We start from the raw sequence: 23,487 nt of genomic DNA on the forward strand, positions 1-23,487 counted from the left end.
CAATGTTGACGATTATCGTTTCATCACCCCTCTCCCTCTTGGTGAGCTTGTCGAACCACTACTCACTACTCACCACTCACTACTCACCAACCACGCACCAACACACACCGTACACCCAATGAATGAGGAGCAAAAATCATGACAAGAATGTTCTCCAGAATCCTCATCGCCAATCGTGGTGAAATTGCCTGCCGGGTTATCCGTACCGCGCAGAAGATGGGCGTTGGCACGGTTGCCGTCTATTCCGATGCGGATGCCAATGCGCTGCATGTGGCGATGGCTGACGAGGCTGTCCATATTGGCGGCTCGTCCGTATCGGAAAGCTATCTGCGCGCCGACCGTATCATTCAGGCAGCCATCGACACCGGCGCGGAGGCCATTCATCCGGGCTACGGATTCCTGTCGGAAAACCCGGGATTTGTCGATGCGGTGGTCAAGGCCGGGCTCGTCTTTATCGGTCCGTCGGCGGATTCGATTCGGGCCATGGGCCTGAAGGATGCGGCCAAACGACTGATGGAAAAGGCCGGGGTGCCTGTTGTTCCGGGTTATCATGGCGAAGCGCAGGAACTGGTCGTTCTGGCCTCCAAGGCACGCGAGATCGGCTATCCCGTATTGATCAAGGCCCGCGCCGGTGGCGGCGGCAAAGGCATGCGCAAGGTCGATAACCCCGAGGATTTTGCCGAAGCACTGGGTAGCGCGCGGCGCGAGGCCAAGAGCGCCTTTGGCGATGACCGTGTGCTTGTTGAAAAATACGTCTCCAAGCCGCGCCATATCGAGGTGCAGGTGTTTGGCGACAATCACGGCAATGCTGTGCATCTCTACGAACGTGATTGCTCGTTGCAACGCCGCCACCAGAAGGTGATCGAAGAAGCCCCTGCCCCTGATATTACCGCCGAAATGCGCGCGGCGATGACTGCGGCGGCGGTGAAAGCGGCCAAGGCCATCAATTATTCAGGCGCTGGAACCATTGAATTCATCGTTGATGCCAGCCAGGGCCTGCGGGCTGATGGCTTCTGGTTCATGGAAATGAACACGCGTTTGCAGGTGGAACACCCTGTAACGGAAATGATCACCGGGCTTGATCTGGTTGAATGGCAATTGCGGGTTGCGGCGGGCGAACCCTTGCCGCTGACGCAGAAGCAAATCCCGCTCAACGGCCATGCGGTGGAAGCGCGTCTTTATGCGGAAGACCCGGCCAAGGGCTTTTTGCCTGCGATCGGCACCCTGCATCACCTGACTTTTCCAGCATCTGTTGCGGAAGGCACAGTGCGCATCGAAACCGGTGTGCGCCCTGACGATACGATCTCGCCCTATTACGATCCGATGATCGCCAAGATTGTCGTACACGCGAAAGATCGTCCGGCAGCGCTGCGCGCCATGGAAGATGCCCTGTTGCAGACGGAGATTGCGGGTACAGTCACCAATGCGGCATTTCTGGCGGCACTGGTGCGGCACGAAGGCTTTGCGGCTGGCGACGTGGATACCGGGCTTATCGACCGCGATCTTCATAGCCTCGTTGTTCCCGTGGCAATGCCGGCAGGCGCCAAAGAACTGGCTGTCCTGCATGCCAGCGGCCTTCTGACAAAGGTTGCATCCGATGACCCTTGGACGGCGCTGCGCGGTTATAGCCACCACGCGCCGTCCCACTATCCGGTGACGCTGGGCGAACCCGGCGCATCTGATGCGCCGGGGCAGACAACCCGCTATAACATTGCCGTTCTCGGCGATGATCGCTTTGAAGTTGCGACACCAGATACTGCCATTGAACTGCGCGTCCGGCGCAATGGCGAAAGCTGGCATATCACTGGCAAGGGCATCAACCTGACAGCCAAGACAGCAGCGATACCGCAAGGTGTCGCCGTGATTGCGCGGGGTGTGGTGGCAACGTTCGCGCTCATCGATCCGCTCCAGCGGGCCGATGAAGCGGGCGGTGCGGGCGACCGGCTGATCGCGCCAATGCCGGGTCTGGTAAAATCCGTCCGTGCAGCGGCGGGTGATCTGGTAAAGAAAGGCCAGATACTTCTGGTTCTGGAAGCCATGAAGATGGAACATACCATCACCGCACCGCATGACGGCAAAATCGCTGAAATCGTCAAGGAAGGGGCGCAGGTGAAGGAAAAGACCGCGTTGGTTCGCTTTGAAGAACTCGAATCCGCCGAGTTGACCAATAAGTGAAGCAGAAATGACAAGTAGCCATGCTAGTCATATGTCGCGACCAGCACCGTTCGCGTGCCCAAGACGGAAGCGTTTCCCGTTTATTGTAGAGGAGATCGACCATGGCTACCAAATCACTGCAGACGATCAAGCGAGCCCCCACGGCAACGCCCAGCGATCTGGGCACCGAGGCAACACGCGATATCGCGGCGGCTGTCAATGCGCTGCTTGCCGATACATTCGCGCTCTATATGAAAACAAAGAACTTCCACTGGCACATGAGCGGACCGCATTTTCGCGATTATCACCTGATGCTGGACGAGCAAGCCGCGCAAATCTTCGATATGACCGACGTTCTGGCGGAACGGGTACGCAAGATTGGCGGCACGACGCTGCGCTCCATCGGGCAAATCTCCGCGCAACAACGCCTGCTCGATAATGACGCGAATTTCGTCACGCCGGAAGATATGCTGGCGGAACTGCGCGACGACACAAGAACCTTTATTGGCTACCTCCGGCAGGTGCATGAACTTTGCGATGAATATCACGATAGCGCCACCACGAGCATCATCGAGAATTACATCGATGAATCGGAACGCCGCCATTGGTTTCTGTTCGAAGCAACCCGGACCGGACCGGCGGGTGTCTGATTTTTCTGGGAGCTGATTATTGAATGGATGTTTGAACTCCAACGCCTCAAGCAGTTGGAGTTCAGGCCGTCTCAGTCATTGGCCTTGGTCATTTTTGCACGCTTGGCGCGGCTTTGCGTATCGGCAATAAGCCCCTCAACGGCGGAGATATTCAGGGCCAAAGTTGCTATTTTCCTCAATGTATTATTGTCAGGAAATGCATTGGTCTTTGCAGTCAAGACTATCAACTCTTTTTGAGCATCGCTCAACTTTGATAATAACTCTCCAAGCTCGTCCTGCATAACTTCCCCGTAATTTTCAAGAATCAGAAAATTCCACAAACCGTTTACTTAACTGATATTTCAGCCTTCGCAACCCCACAGAGTTGTGAAAGATTGCACATAAAACCATATAACCTCAAAACAATGATCACATTTTTCATGATAAATTTTATCATAAAAAATTGTTATACTTAGAATATAAAGTTCACATCGTTTCAAAAATTGAATAGTACATTATGCGAAATCTTTATACAAAAAGCGTCACTCATATTTAAACTTTGAGTTATTTAAATTAATTCAAATATGAATCATATTTACTACGAACAATGAAAGTATCAATTCGTCCGTATAGCGCTTTTGGAAGCTCCCTCCTGACTTGGATTCGATAATTCCTGCATACCGACTTACCATTCGCCCGACATGCTCGCTCTCCTTCGCCACCGGCCAAACTAGCGGAGAGGTTGCAATCAGTACGACAATCTCGTCCTGATTGCGTCAATAATGTGGAGATGTCGAAGAAAGTGATGCGTAAAACGCATAGCTTCGCAGACCAATCATCGGGTCCAAAAGCGTGTCAGAAATGCCAGTATTTGCTTCGAACGGTAGCAGCGCAGGATGTCTGCCACGTTCTGCCGCGTCATCCCTGCATCTTGCAGCAGATGTTCGCCCGGTTTGCGCTGTAAAGTCTGCAATTGGCGAGCGTCCCGGTCTGCGGCTTTCCAGACTTTCCAAAGATTTGAAAATAAAGGGAAAACGGACATTGTGCATTTCCAGCATGACGAATAGGCACAATGCTTGATCCAATCGTTGACATATATCAAACGAATAGAAATTATGTCTGTCATTCGAAATTTTTATCACGAGTGCAGCTATGAACCCTCCTCTCGACAGTGATCTGCTCCGCACATTTCTGGCGGTGGCCACGACAGGCAATGTTACACGCGCCGCGGAGAAAATCGGGCGGACGCAATCGGCGGTGAGTATCCAGATCAAACGACTTGAGGAAGTGCTGGGCGAAAGCGTTTTCGAACGCGGTTCACGCGGTGTCACCCTGACACCCCAGGGTCAGACGCTGCTCGTCAATGCCAACCGCATTGTCGGTCTGCTGGATGAGACCATGGCGTCAATCAGAGCCAAACCGCTTGGTGGACCGGTGCGGATCGGCCTTCCTGAAGAATATGGCTATACGGTACTGCCTCGCGCGCTTGCCGCCTTTGCCAGCCAGCATCCGCAGGTGCAGGTGACGGTCAAATGTGACTATTCGGCAAAACAGATGGCCGCCCTTGAGGCGGATGAGCTGGATCTGGCCGTGATTTTCAACTGGGAGCCGCCAACAATGGGCGAAGTGCTGTTTGTCGACCCAACTGTCTGGGTCACGTCGGAAGTGCATTGCGTGCATGAAATTACGCCTGTCCCGATTGCCGTTTATCAACGATCCGACTGGTGCCAGAAATTCGCCATTGGGTCGTTGGACAGAAACAAGATCAATTATCGCGTGGCCTATAGCTGCGATACGGGCGGCGGTTTGAAAATAGCCGCGGTTTCGGGCCTTGCGATTGCGCCGCTGGCACGCAGCAATATTCCGCCGGGCTGCCGCGAACTGACCGAGACGGAAGGCTTTCCGGTGATCGATTCATCGAATGTGGTGTTGCGGCGCAATCCACGGATGACAAATCCGGCGATCGAAGGCATGGCGAAAGTTATCCGCGATGCTTTCCAGCCCATGGGGACGGCGGCTCTTTAGCGCCGTCACAATAATGGTTAGTGCGATGTCATCCATTCGCGGGCTTCGCGCATTGCCGTAGCCAGATCCACCTTGGTCATGGTCTTGACCAGTTCGGCCCGTAATTCCGCAGCGCGTTCGCTGCCCTTGATTGCAGCAATGTTGAACCATTTATGCGCAGCAACGTGATCAACTTCGCAGTCGCGGCCGGTGGCGTACATGATGCCCATCTCAAAGAGAATGTCCGTTTCCGCTGTTCCGCCGACGTGTCCGGCATCGATATTCTGAAGATCAAAGCGTGCCATTTTACCGTGTCCCTGTTTAAACCGATAAGCCCTGTTAGACTTCTGAGAACCGCCTGATTTGTTTGTTTTGGCGTGCTCTTTCGATGCTTTTGAGAATGCCACACAGCTCTCAAATTGCTGTTAAAAGGCATGATTAACTGGACCCAAACAAAACTAAAACAACTCGTAAACTTCGGAATTCATTAAATATATTGCCCCAGCAATTGCGGGCATTTGGGTCAAATTTGCCTAAAATGCATTTCTTCGATTTCAAGCCTTTGCTAACCAAAGAACAGCTTCTTTTTGTCTGACATGGTCACGATCCGGCCGAGGTATCAGCGATTTCCGTAAATTGCAGACACGCAAAAAACCCTCCATCTGCCCGTGTTTGAGGCTTTCTTTCGCCTATTTTTTGAATTACGTTTACGTAAGGGACATGCAAATGGACGAGGAGAGACCCCATTTGCCGCACAACCCTTATCGGGAGGAAAATATGAATCGCAAATTTTTGTTGGCATGCGCTGGCGTCGTACTCATGGCAGGACCAGCCCTTGCCGAGGAACCAATTGTCGGCACGTGGAAACGGCCAACGGGCACGCTTATTCAATATGTATCCTGTGGTGCAGACAAATATTGCGGCACGGTCCTGACGGGCGAATATAAAGGCAAGTCAATCGGCGAGATGTCCGGCAAGGGCGGGTCCTATAAGGGACAGGTCAACAAGCTGGACGAAGGCAAGACATATAATGGCAAGGCCAGCGTCAGCGGCAATACCCTGTCATTGTCAGGTTGCGTGCTCGGCGGACTGATCTGCAAGAGCGAAAGCCTTACACGTCAATAGTTTTCAGACTGCATGAAACCCGCGAGACGGTTCTGATCTCGCGGGTTTTGCATATCCTGATCAGATATGTTCGGCGATAAGGCTTGCCACTTTCTGATGGATGGCATTGCGGCTGTCAGCCGTTCCCTTCGGATCATAGAGATAGACGGTCAGCACGATCGGCTTGCGATCCGGCGGCCAGATCACCGCCACATCATTGGCCATGCCGCTATCGCTTGTCCCAGTCTTGTCGCCCACCTTCCAGTCCTTTGGCAGCCCTGCCCGCAAACGTTTGTCACCAACCTTGTTGCCGATCAGCCAATCGGCGAGCTGTTTGCGCGACTGTTCCGACAGAGCGGTGCCCAGCACAGTCTTTTCAAGATTTTCGCGCATGGCAGCCGGAGTGGTCGTATCGCGCGGATCGCCCGGTGTGGCTTCGTTGAGTTCGGTCTCGCGCCGGTCCAGTCTGGTGATCGTGTCACCGAGGGACCGTGCATAGTCCGTCAGCCCCTTTGATCCGCCCAGTGCATCGAGCATCAGGTTGCCAGCGAAATTATCGCTGTAGGTGATCGCCGCCTCACAAATGGCTGCAAGCGACATCCCCTCACCCACGCGTTTTTCCGTGACCGGCGAATAGTCAACGAGATCGGACTTTTTATAGGTGACTATCCGGTCGAGCTGTTCCTTCTTCTGGTCAACGCGCGCAAGAATGGCCGCTGCCGCGAAAAACTTGAACGTGCTGCACATGGCAAACAGTTCTTTTTCACGATAGTCGATACGCTTACCGCTGCCGGTATCGTGCGCCGAAACCCCAAGGCGCGCACCGGTTGCTTTCTCCAGTTCTTTGAACGCGGCTTCGAGAGATGGTCCAGTTGCCGTGGCCGCCCCCGCTGATCTCAACGACAGTGACAGCGCCGGAACAACCAGCATGGACCCAACAAGCGCAGCGCGGCGCGTAATATGACCTGACATCCCTCATCTCCATCTCCGACATAATGAATCGCAAGGCATTGCCTGCTGCGCGGAAACTGATGTCCGATGTGGCGCTTTCCAAGGAAAATTTGTGACGCAAAATGGAAATGCGTGGAATGTTGACGTTCATAAAATGACCGTGTATTAAACCAATAGGTTATTTAACCTTATTGTTACGTACTATGCGTTCTGAAGGTGGAGGAAGAGAAACATGGTCGCAGCGCTGGCAGCCCGAGATAAGGACCGCGAACTGACAATCGTGCGGGTTGTCGATGCGCCCGTAGGGCTTGTATTCAAGGTGTGGTCGCAGCCGGAACATATCGTTCGGTGGTGGGGGCCGAAGAATTTCACCTGCCCCAGTTGCGAGATGGATTTCCGGGAGGGCGGCGCTTACCGTTCATCCATTCGCTCGCCCGATGGGGAAGACGCCTGGATGGTCGGTCATTACAATGAGATTGTCGAGCCCGAGCGGATCGTTTTCACTTTCGCCTGGGAGGACGCCGATGGCATGCGCGGGCCGCAAACATTGGTGAGCGTCACCTTGAGTGCTGAAGGCGAGCAGACCAGGCTCGTTTTCCATCAGGCACCATTCGATTCAGTTGAAGACCGTGACTCCCATCAAAATGGCTGGACCGAATGCATGGAGCGTCTGGAGGCCTATGTCGAGCCACTGGGCCACGCCCACTGATGCGGCTATCACAGGCCGAAGCTTTATCGACTGATAATCGCTGTCATTGATCGCCAAGAGAAGAGAGAACCGATGAAAAAGACCTATCATGGCAGTTGCCATTGCAAGACGGTGCGTTTCGAATGCGATGTTGATCTGGATGCCGGTACGAGCAAGTGCAATTGCTCTTTATGTGCCAAGACACGCTATTGGAAAGCCTTTATTGGCGGCGATGACCTGCGAATGATCGCGGGCGCCGACAATCTGACCGAATACCAGTTCGGTGGCAAAAACATCACGCATTTCTTCTGCAAGACCTGCGGTGTGAAGCCTTTTGGCCGGGGAGACCTGGAGATAATGGGCGGCGTGTTCTACGGCCTCAATCTTTCGGTTCTTGATGATCTCTCACCGGAAGAACTGGCAGCGGCCCCTTTGCAATATCAGGACGGGTTGCATGACAACTGGGGAGAGGTCCCGACGGAAATCCGGCATTTGTAGGATTGGAGTCAGCTGCACTAGTTCGTGGTGCGTGGTTCGACAAGCTCACCATGAGGGAGAGTGATGATGCAAGGGAGCTATATTCTGCAACATTTGTGATTAGCGTTACAGCACCCCTCTCCCTCATGGTGAGCTTGTCGAACCACGAACCACGCCACCACCCACCACACCCAAACCGCTTGTTAAAGCGCCCTTTGGCCAAACAGGATTTTCTGGGCTTCCTTATCCTCTGCCAGATTACGGCGTGCTTCCTTGCCAAGCTCCCGGCCACGCTGAACAGCGGGGCGTGCTCCCACTGTTTCAAACCAGCGCTTCAGATTGGGGAAATCATTGAGGTCCTGCCCCTGATTTGCGTGGGAAATAACCCAGCCGAACGATGCCATATCAGCGATGGAATATTCATCGGCAAGATAGTCGCGGCCTTCCAGACGCCGGTTCATCACACCATAAAGCCGGTTCACCTCATTGGTATAGCGATTGATGCCATACTCGATTTTCTCCGGCGCATATTGGCGAAAATGGTGTGCCTGCCCCGCCATTGGCCCGAGACCGCCCACCTGCCAGAACAGCCATTCCTCAACAGCAACGCGCTTGCGCTCGTCCTGCGAATAGAATTTGCCGAACTTGCGGCCAAGATATTGCAGGATCGCACCGGACTCGAAAACCGAAATGGGCTCACCACCGGGACCTTCCGGATCGATAATCGCTGGCATGCGATTGTTCGGGGCAATTTTGAGGAATGAGGGTTCGAATTGTTCGCCCCGGCCAATATTGACGAGCTTGAGGTCATAGGGAACACCAAGCTCTTCCAGCATGATGGAAATTTTCCAGCCATTCGGCGTCGGCCAATAATAAAGTTCAATCGGCTTCGTCTGGGTGGTCATATCGGTCTCCATGAGAATGAATCCATCTTGTCAAACATAGGTTCCTGACGACTGATCGCAATAGCCGGAACCCGATTTCCAACCGTCTTCGGCGCTATGCTGACACTGAATTGAAATTTCAGGCTTTTTGCCATCTCCCAACTGACATCTGATTTGACTATATTAGGGAGTATGAACAATCGAATCGGAACAAAAAAACCCGTCGCCATCAGCATGCCACCCCATGTTGAACCCGAAGAATTCACCGACGCTAAAGCCGCCGTGCAGGCACTGATCGTCCTTTACGAGCGAAACACGCAGTTTCTGCGGGATGGCTTTGACAAGGTTGCCAAGGGTGAAGTGGAAAACAATACGCATTTTCGCGCCTTCTATCCGGAAGTGCGCCTTTCCACATCAAGCTATGCACAGATCGACTCCCGCCTCGCCTTTGGCCACGTCTCGGCACCCGGCCAATATTCGGCAAACATCACCCGGCCCGATCTTTTCGAAAACTACCTCGAAGAACAGATCAGACTGCTGATCCGCAATCATGGCGGCCCTGTTACCGTGCAGGAATCGACAACGCCGATCCCCATCCATTTCGCCTTCCTTGAAGGCACCTATGTGGAATCCTCCGTTGCCGATGCTTTCCAGCGTCCGCTGCGCGATCTCTTCGATGTGCCTGACCTGAATGCCACTGACGACAGGATCGTCAATGGCGAATATGAGAGCGACGATATTGATGGCATCATGCCGCTGTCACCCTTCACGGCACAGCGCGTCGACTATTCGCTGCATCGCCTGTCGCATTATACGGCGACGCGCCCGATGCATTTCCAGAACTATGTCCTTTTCACCAACTATCAGTTCTATATTGACGAGTTCTGTGCCCTCGCCCGGCAATTGATGGCCGATGGCGGCGGTGGCTATGAGCGGTTCATCGAGCCGGGCAATCTGATTACAGAAGCGGGCAATGATGCGCCGACATCTGGCGTGCCGATCGGCCGGTTGCCGCAAATGCCCGCCTATCATCTGGCAAAGAAAGACAATGCCGGCATCACGATGGTCAATATTGGTGTGGGTCCATCCAATGCCAAGACCATCACCGACCATATCGCCGTGCTGCGTCCACATGCATGGCTGATGCTCGGCCATTGCGCAGGGCTTCGCAACACACAGGCGCTTGGTGACTATGTGCTTGCCCATGCCTATGTGCGCGAAGACCATGTTCTGGATGACGATCTGCCCGTCTGGGTGCCGATCCCGGCACTTGCGGAAGTACAGGTGGCGCTGGAACAGGCCGTTGCTGAAGTTACCGGTCTTGAGGGCTACGATCTCAAACGCATCATGCGCACGGGAACAGTCGCTACAATCGACAACCGCAACTGGGAACTGCGCGACCAACGTGGTCCGGTGAAGCGCCTGTCGCAATCGCGTGCCATAGCACTGGACATGGAGTCGGCAACTATCGCCGCCAACGGCTTCCGCTTCCGGGTGCCCTATGGAACGCTGCTGTGCGTTTCCGACAAGCCTCTGCACGGCGAACTGAAATTGCCAGGTATGGCAACCGAGTTCTACAAGCGTCAGGTCGCCCAGCATTTGCAGATCGGCATTCGCGCGCTGGAGAAGCTGGCGGAAATGCCACCCGAGAAACTCCACTCGCGCAAGTTGCGTAGCTTCTTCGAAATGGCCTTCCAGTAGTAAAGACGGGGATTTTTTCCCGTTTGGTCCTGCAATTCAACCAATTGTTGTTTGGAAATATTGGCAGAAATTGCTATATTGTCCCTGGAGTGGGAGCGAGCTTTCACCCGCCCCCGTTTCCTCAAAGAGCAAATCGAACCCGGATCACCAGCGTCCAGCCGGTCCGGGTTCTTTTTACTTCAAGGGTGATGCTGAGTGGTTTACGCCACATCATGTCACCTCCAGTTTTGAGAGCAAGGCCATTGCCATGGTCGGGAAGGCCCATCTCCCCAATACACCTGATGGCTCGGTGTGTGCTGCTTCGCTCTCAAATGCGAGATGGCCAATCTTGGCAAATTCCGCGCGAACGACAACAAATGCAGGGTTGAAAAGGCGTCAGCGACCGCATTTAGCGGTTGTTTCAGCATGCATTTTTGACAACGAAAGCGAGTTGTTTGGGGAAATTCGACTTGGAAAAGCGAGTAAAATACCTTACTCTTCTGGAGTGGAGGCGGGCTTTTGCCCACCTCCGTTTGCTAGGACATGAATTGGACCCGGAGCGTAACTTGCCAGCTCGTCCGGGTTCTTTTCATTTCCAGTGTGATGCATAGCGGTAGATACCACATTGCTTCACCTCCAGTTTTGAGAGCAAGGCCATTGCCATGGTCGGGGAGGCCCATCTCCCCGATACATCGGCTGGCTCGATGTGTGCTGCTTCGCTCTCAAATTCGAGATGACCAGTCTTGGCAAATTCCGCGCGAACGACAACAAATGCAGGGTTGAAAAGGCGTCAGCGACCGCATTTTGCGGTTGTTTCAGCATATGTTTTCAATGCTGAGAGCCTGTCATTTGGGGAAATTCGACTTGGAAATGCGGGAGAAATGCACTATTATTCTGGAGTGGAGGCGGGCTTTCGCCCACCCCCTTTCCTAGAAGTTGAATCGAACCCGGAGCGTGACTTGCCAGCCAGTCCGGGTTCTTTTCATTTCTAGGGTGATACTCAGTGGTTTACGCCACATCGTGTCACCTCCAGTTTTGAGAGCAAGGCCGTTGCTTCCGGTCAGGAGGCCCATCTTCCTGATACATCGGCTGGCTTGATGCGCGCTGCTTCGCTCTCAAATTCGAGATGACCAGTCTTGGCAAATTTCCGGCGCACGACAACGAATGCAGAGTTGAATATTCAACGGGTTCTACAGTTGAGAGTTGTTTTCTCATCCATCTTGATTGCGTCGCAATTGAACGTTTAATGCGTGACCATGGTAACAACGACAAAATCGTCCTGGGTGAAGCTTGCCGCGGTTCTGGTGCCGGTTCTTCTATCGGTGCCTTTGGTTCTCGGTTTTTTTGGTTCCGTTCATCCGGCTTTTGATGCTGTTGCGCATTTTCGCATGCATCTTGCTGCGCTGATGATCATCACGGCTTTGCCAGCCCTGTTCATGGGTCTTTGGCGCGAGGGCCTGATGGCCATTGTCCTTGCCGTCATGGCCCTCTCGACCGTCCTTGCGCCTACGCCGTCACCTGCATCTGCCGGAACATCGCGTGCGGTGGAACCATCTGGTCAGCCTGAATACAAGCTGTTGCAGCTGAATCTTCGCTTTGACAATGTCGAACAGACTGACGTGATCCGATTGATCGCGCAGCTGGCCCCTGACGTTATCACCTTGCAAGAGGTCTCGGATAATTGGCGACCGAAGTTTGCGGCAATTGAAGCGCGCTATCCCTATAATATCTATTGCCCCAGCACGAAGCGCATCGGCGGCGTTGCCATCCTCTCGCGCCGCCCCTTTGCTCTTGGCACCACGCCGCAATGCATTGGCAATGCGCTCGCAGGCATGGCGCGTATCGATTTCGGCGGACGCAGTGCATTGATCGCAGCATTGCATCTTGAGTGGCCGTGGCCGTTCACGCAGGCAGAAAATGTCGAGGAGTTGCGGCCCTACTTCGAGCGGTTGCAGGGGCCAATGATTGTCGCCGGGGATTTCAACGCCGTGCCATGGAGCCAGACTGTTCGCCAGATTGCAGACGCCAGCAAGACCCGCTCGGTGGATGGCTTGCGTCCAAGCTGGCTCGTCAATGGCACTTTGGCCAAGGCGGCGCGCTGGATTGGCATGCCGCTCGATCATATCCTTGTCTCGGATCGCATATCGGGCATGCATGTCGAAACGCTTCGGCCCGTTGGATCAGATCATTTGCCACTGCTTCTGCGGTTTACCGTCGATGGAACCGACGAGGACAGCCATGATCTGCAGACTGTTATGCTGACAGACCAAGCCATCACCTCAAAGCCATAAAACCGGCAGCAACGATCAACAGACCGCCCGCGCCACCTTCGACCATTCTCCGGCTGCGATCACTAAAATTACCCCGCCGACCGGCCCCGCCAATGACCGTGCTCAGGATTGTATAGACGATCCCGCACAGCGCAACGAAGATTGCAGACAGCAAGCCCGCCTGTAGAGCAATGCTGCCCGTATGGCTCATGAACTGGGGCAGGATGGCGAAGTAGATCATCATGCCCTTGGGGTTGAGAACGGCTGTGAGAAAACCACGCTGCAGGATGGCACGGCCCGGTTCCGGTGACAAAGTAAGCTTTCCGGTCATTGTCGCTGACCGTATGAGCTGGAACGCCAGATAGATGAGATAGGCCACGCCCAGCCATCGCAATGCTTCGAACAGCACAGGCGAAGCTGCAATAACAGCCGCGACACCCAGCGCCACCAGAATCGAGTGTACCACATAGCCAAGGCAGATTCCCGCGGTTGCCTGCAGGCCCGCGGCTGGGCCTTCTGACAGCGATTGCGATGCCACGAAAAGCATATCGGGGCCGGGCGTGCAAATCAGCGGCAGGACTGTCGCGGCGAATAAGATGATTGTCGTGGTTTCCATGATTGAAATCATAGACCAGACCGCCAGCAATTGGATTGCTAAGATGCCATATAGTTCTATAATATTAGCATTATCAGCGTAAAAACATGATTATCTTGATACAGGATGCCAATGCAGCTTGATGATATAGACAGACGCATTCTCCGCGCGTTGCAACGCGACGGCCGGATACAAAATACTGAGCTGGCCAAAGAGGTGGGCCTGTCACCCTCTCCCTGCCTGCGGCGGGTGAAGCTGCTTGAAGAGGCTGGTGTTATTGATCGTTATGTGGCTGTTCTCAATGCGGTAAAAGTGGACCTCGGCCTGTCGATGTTCGCGCGGGTGTGGCTGACCGCACAGGATGCGGAAACGATCGACCACTTTATCGAAGCAATGAAGCAACTGCCGCAAGTGGTGGAGTGTTACATTATGCTTGGTGAAAGCGATGCGTTGCTGCGTGTTGTCGTGGCTGATCTAGATGACTACAGGCGCTTTCAATCTGCGCATCTCACCCGTAAAAACGGCATTCAGAACGTGAAGACAGATGTTCCAAGCCAGACGGTCAAACAGACCTATGCTTTGCCGCTCCCATGAAAAAACCGCCCGCAATGATGCAGGCGGCTTCTGATTTCACGCGGGAACTGAACTCCAATCACATGCTGGTATAGACAGGTCCCTCGCCGCCCTGCGGTGGCACCCAGTTGATATTCTGGTTCGGGTCCTTGATATCGCAGGTCTTGCAGTGAACACAGTTCTGCGCATTGATCACGAATTTTGGACCGGTGCTTTCCTCGACCCATTCATAGACACCTGCCGGGCAATAGCGCGTGGACGGTCCCGCATAGACATCATGCTCGGATGACTTTTGCAGTGCTGCATCCTTGACGATCAGGTGAACAGGTTCGTTCTCCTCATGGTTCGTGTTGGACAGGAACACGGAGGACAGACGGTCAAAGGTCAGTACACCATCGGGTTTCGGATAGGCAATCGGCTTGTGCTTGGCTGCCGGTTCCAATGCTGCCGCATCGGACTTGCCGTGTTTCCACGTTCCAAAAGGCGACCAACCACCGAAAATCGTGTTCAACCACATATCAAGACCGCCGAGCACCACACCGCCGACGGTGCCAAGCTTGGACCACATCGGTTTGACGTTGCGCACGCGCTTCAGATCCTTGCCGATCTCGCTGGTGCGCCAGGCATTCTCGTAAGAAATAAGCTCGTCATTGGTGCGGCCGGCGGCCAGCGCTTCCGCTGCATGTTCGGCAGCCAGCATGCCGGAGAGCATGGCATTGTGCGAACCCTTGATGCGCGGGACGTTGACGAAACCGGCAGAGCAGCCAATCAGCACGCCGCCGGGGAATGACAGTTTTGGCACGGACTGCCAGCCGCCTTCGGTAATCGCGCGCGCACCATAGCCAATCCGCTTGCCCCCTTCGAACGTACCGCGAATGGCCGGATGGGTCTTGAAACGCTGGAATTCCTCGAATGGCGACAGATAGGGGTTCTTGTAGTTGAGGTGCATGACGAAGCCGACGGCAACCGTATTGTCCTCAAGGTGATAGAGGAACGAGCCGCCACCTGTCTTCAGGTCAAGCGGCCAACCGAATGAATGCTGTACCAGCCCAAGCTTGTGTTTTGCCGGATCGATCTGCCATAGCTCTTTCAGGCCGATACCGAATTTGGCCGGTTCCTTGCCTTCATCGAGCTTGAACTTGGTGATGAGCTGCTTGGCGAGCGACCCGCGTGCGCCTTCGGCAATGAGCGTATATTTGCCGAGAAGCGCCATGCCCCGCGTATAGGCTGGGCCATGCGATCCATCTTTCTCGATGCCCATATCACCGGTAGCAACACCGATCACCGCGCCATTATCATCATAAAGAACTTCAGAACCGGCAAATCCCGGATAAATCTCGACGCCCAGTTCTTCCGCCTTGGTGCCAAGCCAGCGGCAGACATTGCCGAGCGACACAATGAAATTGCCATGATTGTTCATCAGTGGCGGCATGGCAAAATTCGGCAGGCGAACCGAGCCAGCAGGTCCGAGAACGAGGAAATGATCCGCAGTAACAGGCGTCTTGAAGGGATGCCCCTCCTCTTCGCGCCAGCCAGGCAGCAGCTTGTCGACACCAACGGGGTCAACCACGGCGCCTGACAGAATATGGGCACCGACCTCGCCGCCCTTTTCCAGCACAACGACCGAAAGCTCAGGGTTGATCTGCTTGAGCCTGATGGCCGCAGACAGGCCCGATGGACCGCCGCCGACAATCACGACATCAAACTCCATGCTCTCCCGCTCTGGAAGTTCGGTTGTCTCGCTCATAAAACCCTCCTGAATGCTCTGCCCCGCAAACACTTCGCCTGTGTTTTTCCCAGTTGTAGCGCAACAATAGCCGTATGACAGAGGCTAGCATCCATTCAAGATGCGGCCAATTGCCCTCATCCAACGACCATACATTGGTTTTTTAATTTACCTTAACGTAAACGTCAATATTATGAGGCCCAGTGCGACAGATTATCCGAGTGGGGAAGAGGGACAAGGTTGGTGGTGAGTGGTTCGACATAACAACCACGAGGGAGATACTCCCATCGCCCTTCCCATCTCCGTCATCCTCGGGCTTGACCCGAGGACCCACAGTCTAAAAGCGCCAACAGCCAAGTTCGTCTGATTTCCTTAGCCATGGGTCCTCGGGTCAAGCCCGAGGATGACGGAGATGGGTACGGCAAGTGAGCAAGTTCTGCGCCCCTGATTATATATTGCAACTCACCCCTCTCCACGCACCTCACCCCCACCTGTAACCCATCTCTCTCCCTCATGGTTGTTATGTCGAACCACGAACCTCGCGTGATTGCTGAGGGTTCTGCAAAAACCAGTAGATCTACCGCTATTACACAACCGTCATAGAGAGAACTGCAACCGGCAATCATGCCCAGTTGCGACTTTACACATTTCGTTCATACTCGCTCCAATTGAAATGTCTCGAATAATAAACTGCTGGTGGACTGGGGATAACCAACAAGCGGAGACGGGATGAGATCGCTTCGGATGATCTGGATATTGGGCGGCTTTCTGGCCGTCAGTATGATTTTCAGCCATTCATCTGCTCAGGAGCAAAAGATCTGGACTGCCGGGCAGTATAATTTTTCCGACGAACTTGGCGGTTTCACCATACGCTCGATCAGCGGAACCGGCTCTGCCGACGATCCGATTGTCATTACCGAAGAACTGAATGCTATCGCACCGGTCACTTTGGTCATTCGGACGGAGAAGCTGGAGCAGCTCAATCCCACCACGGAAGAAGGAGGCATTCTGTTCCATTTGCAAGTCAGAACAATCAATGGGAGCGGCCATCCATGGGTGGAATTCGTCTTTGAATTGCAGGAAATCCTCGGCAAACCGAGCGACTATGGTGACGGGCTGTCCTTTTACCAGCCTGGCGACAAGACAGGGATGATCCATTCCAATCTTTTTGCCACCTATGACGATAATTTCGAACCCTATGACCGCATGATCTTCCGGGATGGCAAGGTTGATCCCAACGCCAATGCCAGTTTCGATTTTCCCGTTGGTGACTTTACCCCCAAGCGGACATTTTATCTGGTGCAGGAGCCGCGCATTCCCTCCACCTGACCTTGCAATCCAGCGCGCAATTTGCGACTTGAAAGACAAGCCCACTCAAATCCGGGCTAAAGGATTGTCCATTGCCTGACCTGCGTGAACTCTTGCACTTTTATGCTGAAGCCGGTGTCGACACACCGCTTGGGGATGAACAGGTCGATCGCTTTGCGGCAGTGGAGCCGGTGCGGGCACCTGTTCAGGCACCGCCGGCGCGAACAGCACCTCAGCCAGAACGATCAAGGCCAGAGCCACAGGCCGCGGCTGCCCCTGTGCTGAACAAGACGTCCGTACCCGACGACACCAAGATTGCACTGGCGCGCCAGCTTGCTTCCAGCGCCACGACACTGGAGCAGTTGCGCGAGCAGCTCGCCGCGTTCGATGGTTGCAATCTTAAATTCACCGCCAAGAATCTGGTCTTTGCCGATGGCAATCCGAATGCGCCCATCATGTTTATTGGCGAGGCACCCGGACGCGAGGAGGATCTGGAAGGCGTGCCGTTTATCGGGCGTTCGGGGCAGTTGCTGGATCGGATGTTGGCGGCCATTGGCCTTGATCGCACCGGCGTCTATATCGCCAACACCATTCCATGGCGCCCGCCGGGCAACCGGACCCCGACGCCGCTGGAAACCGAGATTTGCCGCCCGTTTTTTGAAAGGCAGATCGAGCTTGCCAATCCCAAACTGCTCGTTGCCCTTGGTGGTCCCGCCGCCAAGGCTTTGACCCATGCGCCAGAGGGTATTTTGCGGCTGCGCGGCAACTGGAAAACCCACAGGACTGCCGCAGGCATCGACATCCCCGTCATGCCGACCCTGCACCCGGCCTATCTCCTGCGCAATGCAGCGCAAAAGCGCTTTGCCTGGCGGGATTTCATCGCCGTCAAAATGCAGTTGCGCACATTGACGCAATAATCCATATGCCATGGCGCAAAACTGGAATGACGGTGTCGTAATTTCCGGCTCTGGAGCCCGGTGAACCCTGTACTTTCGGTATGGAAACGCAGGGTACCCATATGTTTCGTCAGCTCTTGCCGATCACGGCGCTTTTGACCAGCACCTTCCTGATGCTGACCGCCGGAGGTTTGGCGGGAATTCTCCTGCCCCTGCGCGCGGGAATTGAAGGCTGGTCGCCAACTACGGTGGGTTGGCTCGGTACCGGCTACGCCCTCGCCTTCACCGGCGGCTGTATTGTCGTCCCCCGCCTCGTGCGCCGGGTCGGCCATGTCCGCGTCTTTGCCGTTCTTCTCACCCTGCTCTCCATGTCGATGCTGATGCATGGGCTCATCATCGATCCTTGGGCGTGGACCCTGTTTCGTGCGCTGGCCGGGTTCTCGCTGGCAGGCAGCTACATGGTCATCGAAAGCTGGCTCAATGAGCGTGTCACCAATGCGACGCGCGGCATGGTGTTTTCGATCTACATGATCGTTTCGATGATCGGGCTTCTGGTCGGGCAATATATTCTGCCGTTCGGCAATCCGGCGACGCAGGCGCTGTTCATGATCGGCGCGCTGATCTATGCCGCCGCTCTCATTCCAACCGGGCTTTCCAATGCCCAGTCACCCCGCCCGCTGACACAGGTTTCGCTTGATCTGCCCGGCCTTTACCGCAAATCACCCGCCGCGATGATCGGCTCGCTGATTGCGGGCATCATTGCAGGCGCATGGAATTTCCTCTCGGCGATCTATGGCCGCGAAATCGGTCTTTCCACTTTTGACATTGCCACGATGATCGCCAGCGCCATGATCGGCGGCGCGATCTTCCAGTATCCTATCGGGCGCATTTCCGACTTTGTTGACCGGCGCTATGTGATGGTGGTGGCGGGGATTATCGGCGTGTTCCTGTCAGTGACAATGATCATTGTCCAGCCTGTTACGCCGTGGGTCATCTATTCACTGATGTTTGCCTTCGGCACGGTGCTGTTTCCGATCTATTCTCTGAATGTCGCCCATGCCAATGATTTTGCCGAGCCGAGCGAGTTCGTCAAAGTGTCAAGCGGACTGCTGATCGTCTATGGTATTGGCAGCATGATCGGCCCGCAGATTGCCGGACGTTTGATGGATGTGAGCGGTCCGTCCGGGTTCTTCATGACCATGGCAGGCTGTTATGCGGCCTATGCTTCCTATGCCTTCTGGCGCAGTCTGCGGCGGGCGCGGCAGGTGCCGTCGGAGCGTCCGGATTTCGTCTATCACCCGCATGATCGGCCGCAGACACCCGAAACACTTCAGCTCAATCCGGCACTCGGTACAGCGAAAGAGGATTGATCAGCCCTGTGGCGTCGAGACTTTGCGGGCCCTCGCCCGGGCAAGACCGAGCCGATGTTCGCGATAGATGATGAAAATGCCTGCGCTGATCACAATGACAGCGCCCGTCATCATCTCGTTTGACGGGATATCACCAAACAGCAGATAGCCGATGGCAAGGCCAAGCAGCATGGACGTATATTCGAATGGCGCGATGGTCGACATATCCGCATGGCGGTAACTTTCCGTCAAAAGGATTTGCGCCACACCGCCGGCAATACCTGCCATGACAAGGAACGTCGCCTGCGCCGGGCTTGGCCAGACCCAGCCGAATGGCAGGCTGACCAGCGCGATGATGCTGGATGCGATAGAGAAATAGACAACGATGGTCGGCGTCCGCTCTGTTTGCACCAGCCGTCGCACCAGCAGCATGGCGATGGCGGCAAGTCCTGCGCCGCACAGCGTTGCCAATGCGCCAATAGCCTGATCACCGCCAAACTCGCTATCCCCCGTGAAGAATGACATGCGCGGCCATAGGATAATCAGCACGCCGGCCAAACCGATAAAAACCGCAGTCCAGCGATAAAGCCGCACAGTCTCACGCAGGAACACCGCGCTGCACAGCACAGTCAGCAACGGCGTGGCATAGCTGATGGCAATCGCTTCGGGCAATGGCAGCTTGGTGAGGCCATAAAAGCTTGCGCTCATGGCGCTGACCCCGACGAACCCGCGCCAGAAATGGCTGAAAGGCTCGCTTGTCTTGAACGCCACGTTGAGCTGGCCTTGCCAGGCGATAAAGATGATGACCGGAAAAATGGCGAAGAAGGAGCGGAAAAATACCAGCTGTCCCGCCGGTATTCCGTCCGAGGCTTTGAGCAGGCTGGACATGCAGACGAACACACAGACCGAAGCGACCTTGAGGCCAATTCCGAGCATGACATTGGTGCTGCGCACGGTATCCACGAGGGGTGGTCCACCATCTTTCTGGTGAACAATAGGTGCCACGACTGGTATTCCTTGAGGGAGCGACGGAGAAAACGATAATTGATATATCTGTATAGGCTGCTTTGCCGTTTGGCACCAGATGGCAGAACGATCACGTTGCATGTATCGAGCACATACGGAAGTGAACAAAAGCAACGGCATACGCCGAAAAACTAATCGCTTTTGTTGTGCATGGGAGAAAACACGGTTAGGGTCCGGCACCACAAAAAGGACAGTTCCCCGATGCGTACCGATACCGGCCAGGTCTTTCATCTCGAAGATTACAAGCCAACAGATTTTCTTATTCCCGAAACCCATCTCGAATTCTCGCTTCATCCCGAGCGCACCATTGTCAAGTCGACATTGCACATTGAACGCCGGCCGGGCGTTTCCGCTGGTGCATCACTTATCCTTGATGGTGACGAACTGAAGCTTGTCGATATCAGCATCGATGGCGTGGCGCTGGGCGACAATGCCTATGTGGCGACGCCTGATCGCCTTGAAATCAGCGCCCTGCCCGAGAGCGGCACGTTCAAATTGCAGATCACCACGGAAATCAATCCGACCACCAATCGCCAGTTGACGGGGCTTTACCGCTCCAGTGGTGTTTACTGCACCCAGTGCGAAGCGGAAGGTTTCCGCCACATCACCTATTTCTATGATCGCCCTGACCTGTTGTCCGTCTATACGGTGCGGGTTGAAGCTGGCATCAAGGAAGCGCCGCTGCTTCTGGCCAATGGTAATCCGGGCGAGCAAGGTGCGCTTGCCGATGGCAGGCATTTTGCCGTCTGGCACGATCCGCATCCCAAACCCGCCTATCTCTTCGCGCTTGTTGCGGGTGATCTCGGTGTCATCACCGACAGTTTCACCACGGCTTCGGGCCGCCATGTCGATCTCGGCATCTATGTTGAGCACGGCAAGGAGCCGCGCGCGCTCTATGCCATGGATGCGCTCAAGCGTTCGATGAAATGGGATGAGGATGTCTTTGGCCGCGAATATGATCTCGACGTCTTCAACATTGTGGCCGTTTCCGACTTCAACATGGGCGCGATGGAGAACAAGGGCCTCAACGTCTTTAACGACAAATATGTTCTGGCTGACCACGAGACCGCGACCGATACGGACTATGCCGGCATCGAAGCCGTTATCGCCCATGAATATTTCCACAATTGGACCGGCAATCGCATCACCTGCCGCGACTGGTTCCAGCTTTGTCTCAAGGAAGGGCTGACCGTTTACCGCGATCATGAGTTTTCGGCTGACATGCGCTCGCGCGCCGTCAAGCGCATTGCCGAGGTCAAGGGTCTGAAGGCACATCAGTTTCCTGAAGATGCCGGGCCGCTCGCCCACCCCGTGCGCCCGCGCCAGTTCCGCGAGATCAACAATTTCTACACCGCCACCGTCTATGAAAAAGGTTCGGAAGTGGTGCGCATGATCCATACCATTCTGGGTGCCGAATTGTTCCGCAAGGGCATGGACCTCTATTTCGAGCGCCATGACGGCGATGCAGCCACTATCGAAGACTTCATCAAGGTATTCGAGGATGCCTCCGGCGAGGATCTGAGCCAGTTTTCGCTCTGGTATGAACAGGCCGGTACGCCGAACCTCGCCATTACCTATGATTATGATCAGGCAACGCAGACGTTCGAAATCGAAATCGAGCAGTCACTGAAAGCCACACCGGGACAGTCGTCAAAGAAGCCGATGCACATCCCCGTGCAGTTTGCCCTGCTGGGTGCCAAAGGGCGCGAGCTGAAGCCGAAATCGGTCAAGGGCGGCACAGTCAAGGGCGATGTCATCCATCTGTTCAAGCGCAAGGAACGGCTAAGCTTCTCCGGCATTACCGAGCGCCCGGTGCCCTCGCTGCTGCGTGGCTTTTCCGCACCTGTTACCTTGACCAGCGAACTGACCCGTTCTGACCTCGCTTTTCTCGCCCGCCATGATGGCGATGCGGTCAATCGCTGGCAGGCGCTGACACAGCTTCTGGCTGCAAAGCTCACCAGCAATTCAAAGCGTGTGCGCGGCGGCAAACCGGCGACAATTGAAAGCTCATCGATCAAGCTGCTCGGCGAAATCGCGTTCAATGGCAATCTCGACGAAGCGTTCCGGGCTCTCTGCCTGAGCCTGCCGTCGGAAAGCGATATAGCGCGGGAACTTGGCAGCAATATCGACCCCGATGCCATTCTGGGCAGCCGCGAGGCATTTATGCGTGCTGTTGCCGAAGCACATGCGCACAAGTTCGACCAGCTCTATGATGATCTTGACCATAGCGGCCCGTTCAAGCCCGATGCGGCCAGTGCCGGACGGCGCGCATTGCGCAATGTGCTGCTTGATTATCTGAGTGTAGCCGAGGGCAATCCAAAGCGCGCTGCGGCCCAATTCACCCACGCTGATAATATGACGGACCGCGTGGCGGCCCTTGGTGTCCTCGTCCAGCGTTTTGGTGACAGCGAGGCGACCAAGGCGGCGCTCAAGGCATTTGAAGAGCGTTTCGGCAATGACCCGCTCGTTATGGACAAGTGGTTCATCGTGCAGGCCACCCAGCCGGGTGCCGATGCCCTGACACGCGTGCGCGCTTTGATGGCACACAGGCTCTTCTCGCTCGACAATCCAAACCGGACACGCGCTTTGATCGGTGCCTTCTCCAGCGGCAACCAGACTGGTTTCAACCGTGCCGATGGCGAGGGTTATCGCTTTTTTGCCGAAACGATCCTCATCATCGACAAGAAGAACCCGCAGCTTGCGGCACGGCTGCTGACCGCCATGCGCTCGTGGCGTTCGTTCGAAGCAATCAGGCGCGAGCATGCGCGGGAAGCGCTGGCTTCCATTGCGATGGTTGAAGGCTTGTCCGCCGATGTGCGCGATATCGTTGAAAGAACACTCGCCTAGGTTTCTCCCCGGTGCTTCCCCACCCTCCCCATATCGGGGAGGGTAAGCACGGTGTCTCTTGCATCTCTTCGCTTCAAGTGTCTGCAAAGCCATACCGCGTGGTTCGACAGGCTCACCATGAGGGAGAGAGGTGATGAAAGAACAATCCCCATCTTCGTCATCCTCGGGCTTGACCCGAGGATCCACGGCTAAAGAGATCAAGCGAACCCGAGTGCTCGGCGTATCTAAATGGTGGGTCCTCGGGTCAAGCCCGAGGATGACGGAGATTGGGAGCCGGTGCCAAAATCCTACACCATTGGTCATTGGCGCCGCAGCACCCGTCTCCC

20 protein-coding genes are annotated in these 23,487 nt (G+C 55.1%); 13 read left to right on the forward strand and 7 right to left on the reverse strand.

Annotated elements, in window-relative coordinates; translation table 11 throughout:
• The first annotated feature begins 147 nt into the window (after positions 1-147).
• Positions 148-2,175 carry an acetyl/propionyl/methylcrotonyl-CoA carboxylase subunit alpha gene (locus FHW17_RS10475; protein ID WP_182509978.1) on the forward strand — a complete coding sequence of 676 codons (2,028 nt, stop codon included), beginning with the start codon at positions 148-150 and terminating at the stop codon, positions 2,173-2,175.
• Positions 2,176-2,276: 101 nt separating this feature from the next.
• On the forward strand, positions 2,277-2,804 hold the full coding sequence (locus FHW17_RS10480) for a DNA starvation/stationary phase protection protein (protein ID WP_113096629.1): 528 nt from the start codon (positions 2,277-2,279) through the stop codon (positions 2,802-2,804).
• Positions 2,805-2,875: 71 nt separating this feature from the next.
• Here FHW17_RS10480 and FHW17_RS10485 read toward each other — a convergent pair whose 3' ends face one another.
• The gene (locus FHW17_RS10485) at positions 2,876-3,085 is read right to left on the reverse strand and encodes a hypothetical protein (RefSeq protein ID WP_091880505.1); all 210 of its coding nucleotides are present in this window, start codon (positions 3,083-3,085) and stop codon (positions 2,876-2,878) included.
• Between the two features lie 850 nt (positions 3,086-3,935).
• Here FHW17_RS10485 and FHW17_RS10490 point away from each other — a divergent pair.
• Positions 3,936-4,808 (forward strand): LysR family transcriptional regulator, encoded by an 873-nt coding sequence (locus FHW17_RS10490; RefSeq protein ID WP_112523227.1) that lies wholly within the window; start codon positions 3,936-3,938, stop codon positions 4,806-4,808.
• A gap of 17 nt (positions 4,809-4,825) precedes the next feature.
• Here FHW17_RS10490 and FHW17_RS10495 read toward each other — a convergent pair whose 3' ends face one another.
• On the reverse strand, positions 4,826-5,092 hold the full coding sequence (locus tag FHW17_RS10495) for a sel1 repeat family protein (protein ID WP_112523229.1): 267 nt from the start codon (positions 5,090-5,092) through the stop codon (positions 4,826-4,828).
• Positions 5,093-5,564: 472 nt separating this feature from the next.
• Between FHW17_RS10495 and FHW17_RS10500 the strand changes: the two genes are divergently transcribed.
• The gene (locus FHW17_RS10500) at positions 5,565-5,912 is read left to right on the forward strand and encodes a DUF2147 domain-containing protein (RefSeq protein WP_182509788.1); all 348 of its coding nucleotides are present in this window, start codon (positions 5,565-5,567) and stop codon (positions 5,910-5,912) included.
• A gap of 60 nt (positions 5,913-5,972) precedes the next feature.
• Here the strand turns inward: FHW17_RS10500 and bla are convergent, their stop codons facing one another.
• The gene (gene bla / locus FHW17_RS10505; protein WP_182509789.1) at positions 5,973-6,863 is read right to left on the reverse strand and encodes a class A beta-lactamase; all 891 of its coding nucleotides are present in this window, start codon (positions 6,861-6,863) and stop codon (positions 5,973-5,975) included.
• A 211-nt stretch (positions 6,864-7,074) separates the two neighbouring features.
• Between bla and FHW17_RS10510 the strand changes: the two genes are divergently transcribed.
• Together FHW17_RS10510 and FHW17_RS10515 are read left to right on the forward strand one after the other, a co-directional pair.
• Positions 7,075-7,551: an SRPBCC domain-containing protein gene (locus FHW17_RS10510; RefSeq protein ID WP_113096626.1), complete on the forward strand. Its 477-nt coding sequence runs from the start codon at positions 7,075-7,077 to the stop codon at positions 7,549-7,551.
• Positions 7,552-7,623: 72 nt separating this feature from the next.
• Positions 7,624-8,028, forward strand: a complete 405-nt coding sequence (locus FHW17_RS10515; protein ID WP_182509790.1) for a GFA family protein — start codon at positions 7,624-7,626, stop codon at positions 8,026-8,028.
• A gap of 182 nt (positions 8,029-8,210) precedes the next feature.
• Here the strand turns inward: FHW17_RS10515 and FHW17_RS10520 are convergent, their stop codons facing one another.
• Positions 8,211-8,912: a glutathione S-transferase N-terminal domain-containing protein gene (locus FHW17_RS10520; protein ID WP_112523323.1), complete on the reverse strand. Its 702-nt coding sequence runs from the start codon at positions 8,910-8,912 to the stop codon at positions 8,211-8,213.
• Positions 8,913-9,083: 171 nt separating this feature from the next.
• On the opposite strand from FHW17_RS10520, the gene FHW17_RS10525 reads away from it, so the two are divergent.
• Both FHW17_RS10525 and FHW17_RS10530 read left to right on the forward strand, forming a co-directional pair.
• Positions 9,084-10,592, forward strand: a complete 1,509-nt coding sequence (locus FHW17_RS10525) for an AMP nucleosidase (RefSeq protein ID WP_112523237.1) — start codon at positions 9,084-9,086, stop codon at positions 10,590-10,592.
• Positions 10,593-11,827: 1,235 nt separating this feature from the next.
• A complete protein-coding gene (locus tag FHW17_RS10530; protein ID WP_182509791.1) occupies positions 11,828-12,862 on the forward strand; it encodes an endonuclease/exonuclease/phosphatase family protein in 1,035 nt (344 codons plus the stop codon).
• Here FHW17_RS10530 and FHW17_RS10535 read toward each other — a convergent pair.
• Positions 12,846-13,457 (reverse strand): LysE family translocator, encoded by a 612-nt coding sequence (locus tag FHW17_RS10535; RefSeq protein ID WP_182509792.1) that lies wholly within the window; start codon positions 13,455-13,457, stop codon positions 12,846-12,848. The genes FHW17_RS10530 and FHW17_RS10535 overlap by 17 nt on opposite strands.
• Positions 13,458-13,568: 111 nt before the next feature.
• On the opposite strand from FHW17_RS10535, the gene FHW17_RS10540 reads away from it, so the two are divergent.
• Positions 13,569-14,030 (forward strand): Lrp/AsnC family transcriptional regulator, encoded by a 462-nt coding sequence (locus FHW17_RS10540; protein WP_182509793.1) that lies wholly within the window; start codon positions 13,569-13,571, stop codon positions 14,028-14,030.
• Positions 14,031-14,088: 58 nt separating this feature from the next.
• Here the strand turns inward: FHW17_RS10540 and FHW17_RS10545 are convergent, their stop codons facing one another.
• On the reverse strand, positions 14,089-15,756 hold the full coding sequence (locus tag FHW17_RS10545) for an electron transfer flavoprotein-ubiquinone oxidoreductase (RefSeq protein ID WP_112523247.1): 1,668 nt from the start codon (positions 15,754-15,756) through the stop codon (positions 14,089-14,091).
• Between the two features lie 708 nt (positions 15,757-16,464).
• Here FHW17_RS10545 and FHW17_RS10550 point away from each other — a divergent pair.
• From FHW17_RS10550 to FHW17_RS10560, 3 genes are all read left to right on the forward strand, one after another.
• On the forward strand, positions 16,465-17,064 hold the full coding sequence (locus FHW17_RS10550) for a hypothetical protein (RefSeq protein ID WP_182509794.1): 600 nt from the start codon (positions 16,465-16,467) through the stop codon (positions 17,062-17,064).
• Between the two features lie 71 nt (positions 17,065-17,135).
• Positions 17,136-17,960 carry a uracil-DNA glycosylase gene (locus FHW17_RS10555; protein WP_182509795.1) on the forward strand — a complete coding sequence of 275 codons (825 nt, stop codon included), beginning with the start codon at positions 17,136-17,138 and terminating at the stop codon, positions 17,958-17,960.
• Positions 17,961-18,061: 101 nt separating this feature from the next.
• Entirely contained in the window at positions 18,062-19,309 is a 1,248-nt protein-coding gene (locus FHW17_RS10560) for an MFS transporter (RefSeq protein ID WP_112523329.1), read from the forward strand.
• On the opposite strand, the gene FHW17_RS10565 is transcribed toward FHW17_RS10560, so the two are convergent.
• Complete coding sequence (locus FHW17_RS10565; RefSeq protein WP_112523331.1) at positions 19,310-20,224, reverse strand: DMT family transporter; 915 nt, start codon at positions 20,222-20,224, stop codon at positions 19,310-19,312.
• A gap of 291 nt (positions 20,225-20,515) precedes the next feature.
• Between FHW17_RS10565 and pepN the strand changes: the two genes are divergently transcribed.
• Positions 20,516-23,161, forward strand: coding sequence for an aminopeptidase N (pepN, locus tag FHW17_RS10570; protein WP_182509796.1), 2,646 nt, complete (start codon positions 20,516-20,518; stop codon positions 23,159-23,161).
• Positions 23,162-23,487 lie beyond the last annotated feature (326 nt).

The sequence above is a fragment of the Phyllobacterium sp. P30BS-XVII genome (assembly GCF_014138335.1).
Lineage (GTDB): Bacteria > Pseudomonadota > Alphaproteobacteria > Rhizobiales > Rhizobiaceae > Phyllobacterium > Phyllobacterium meliloti.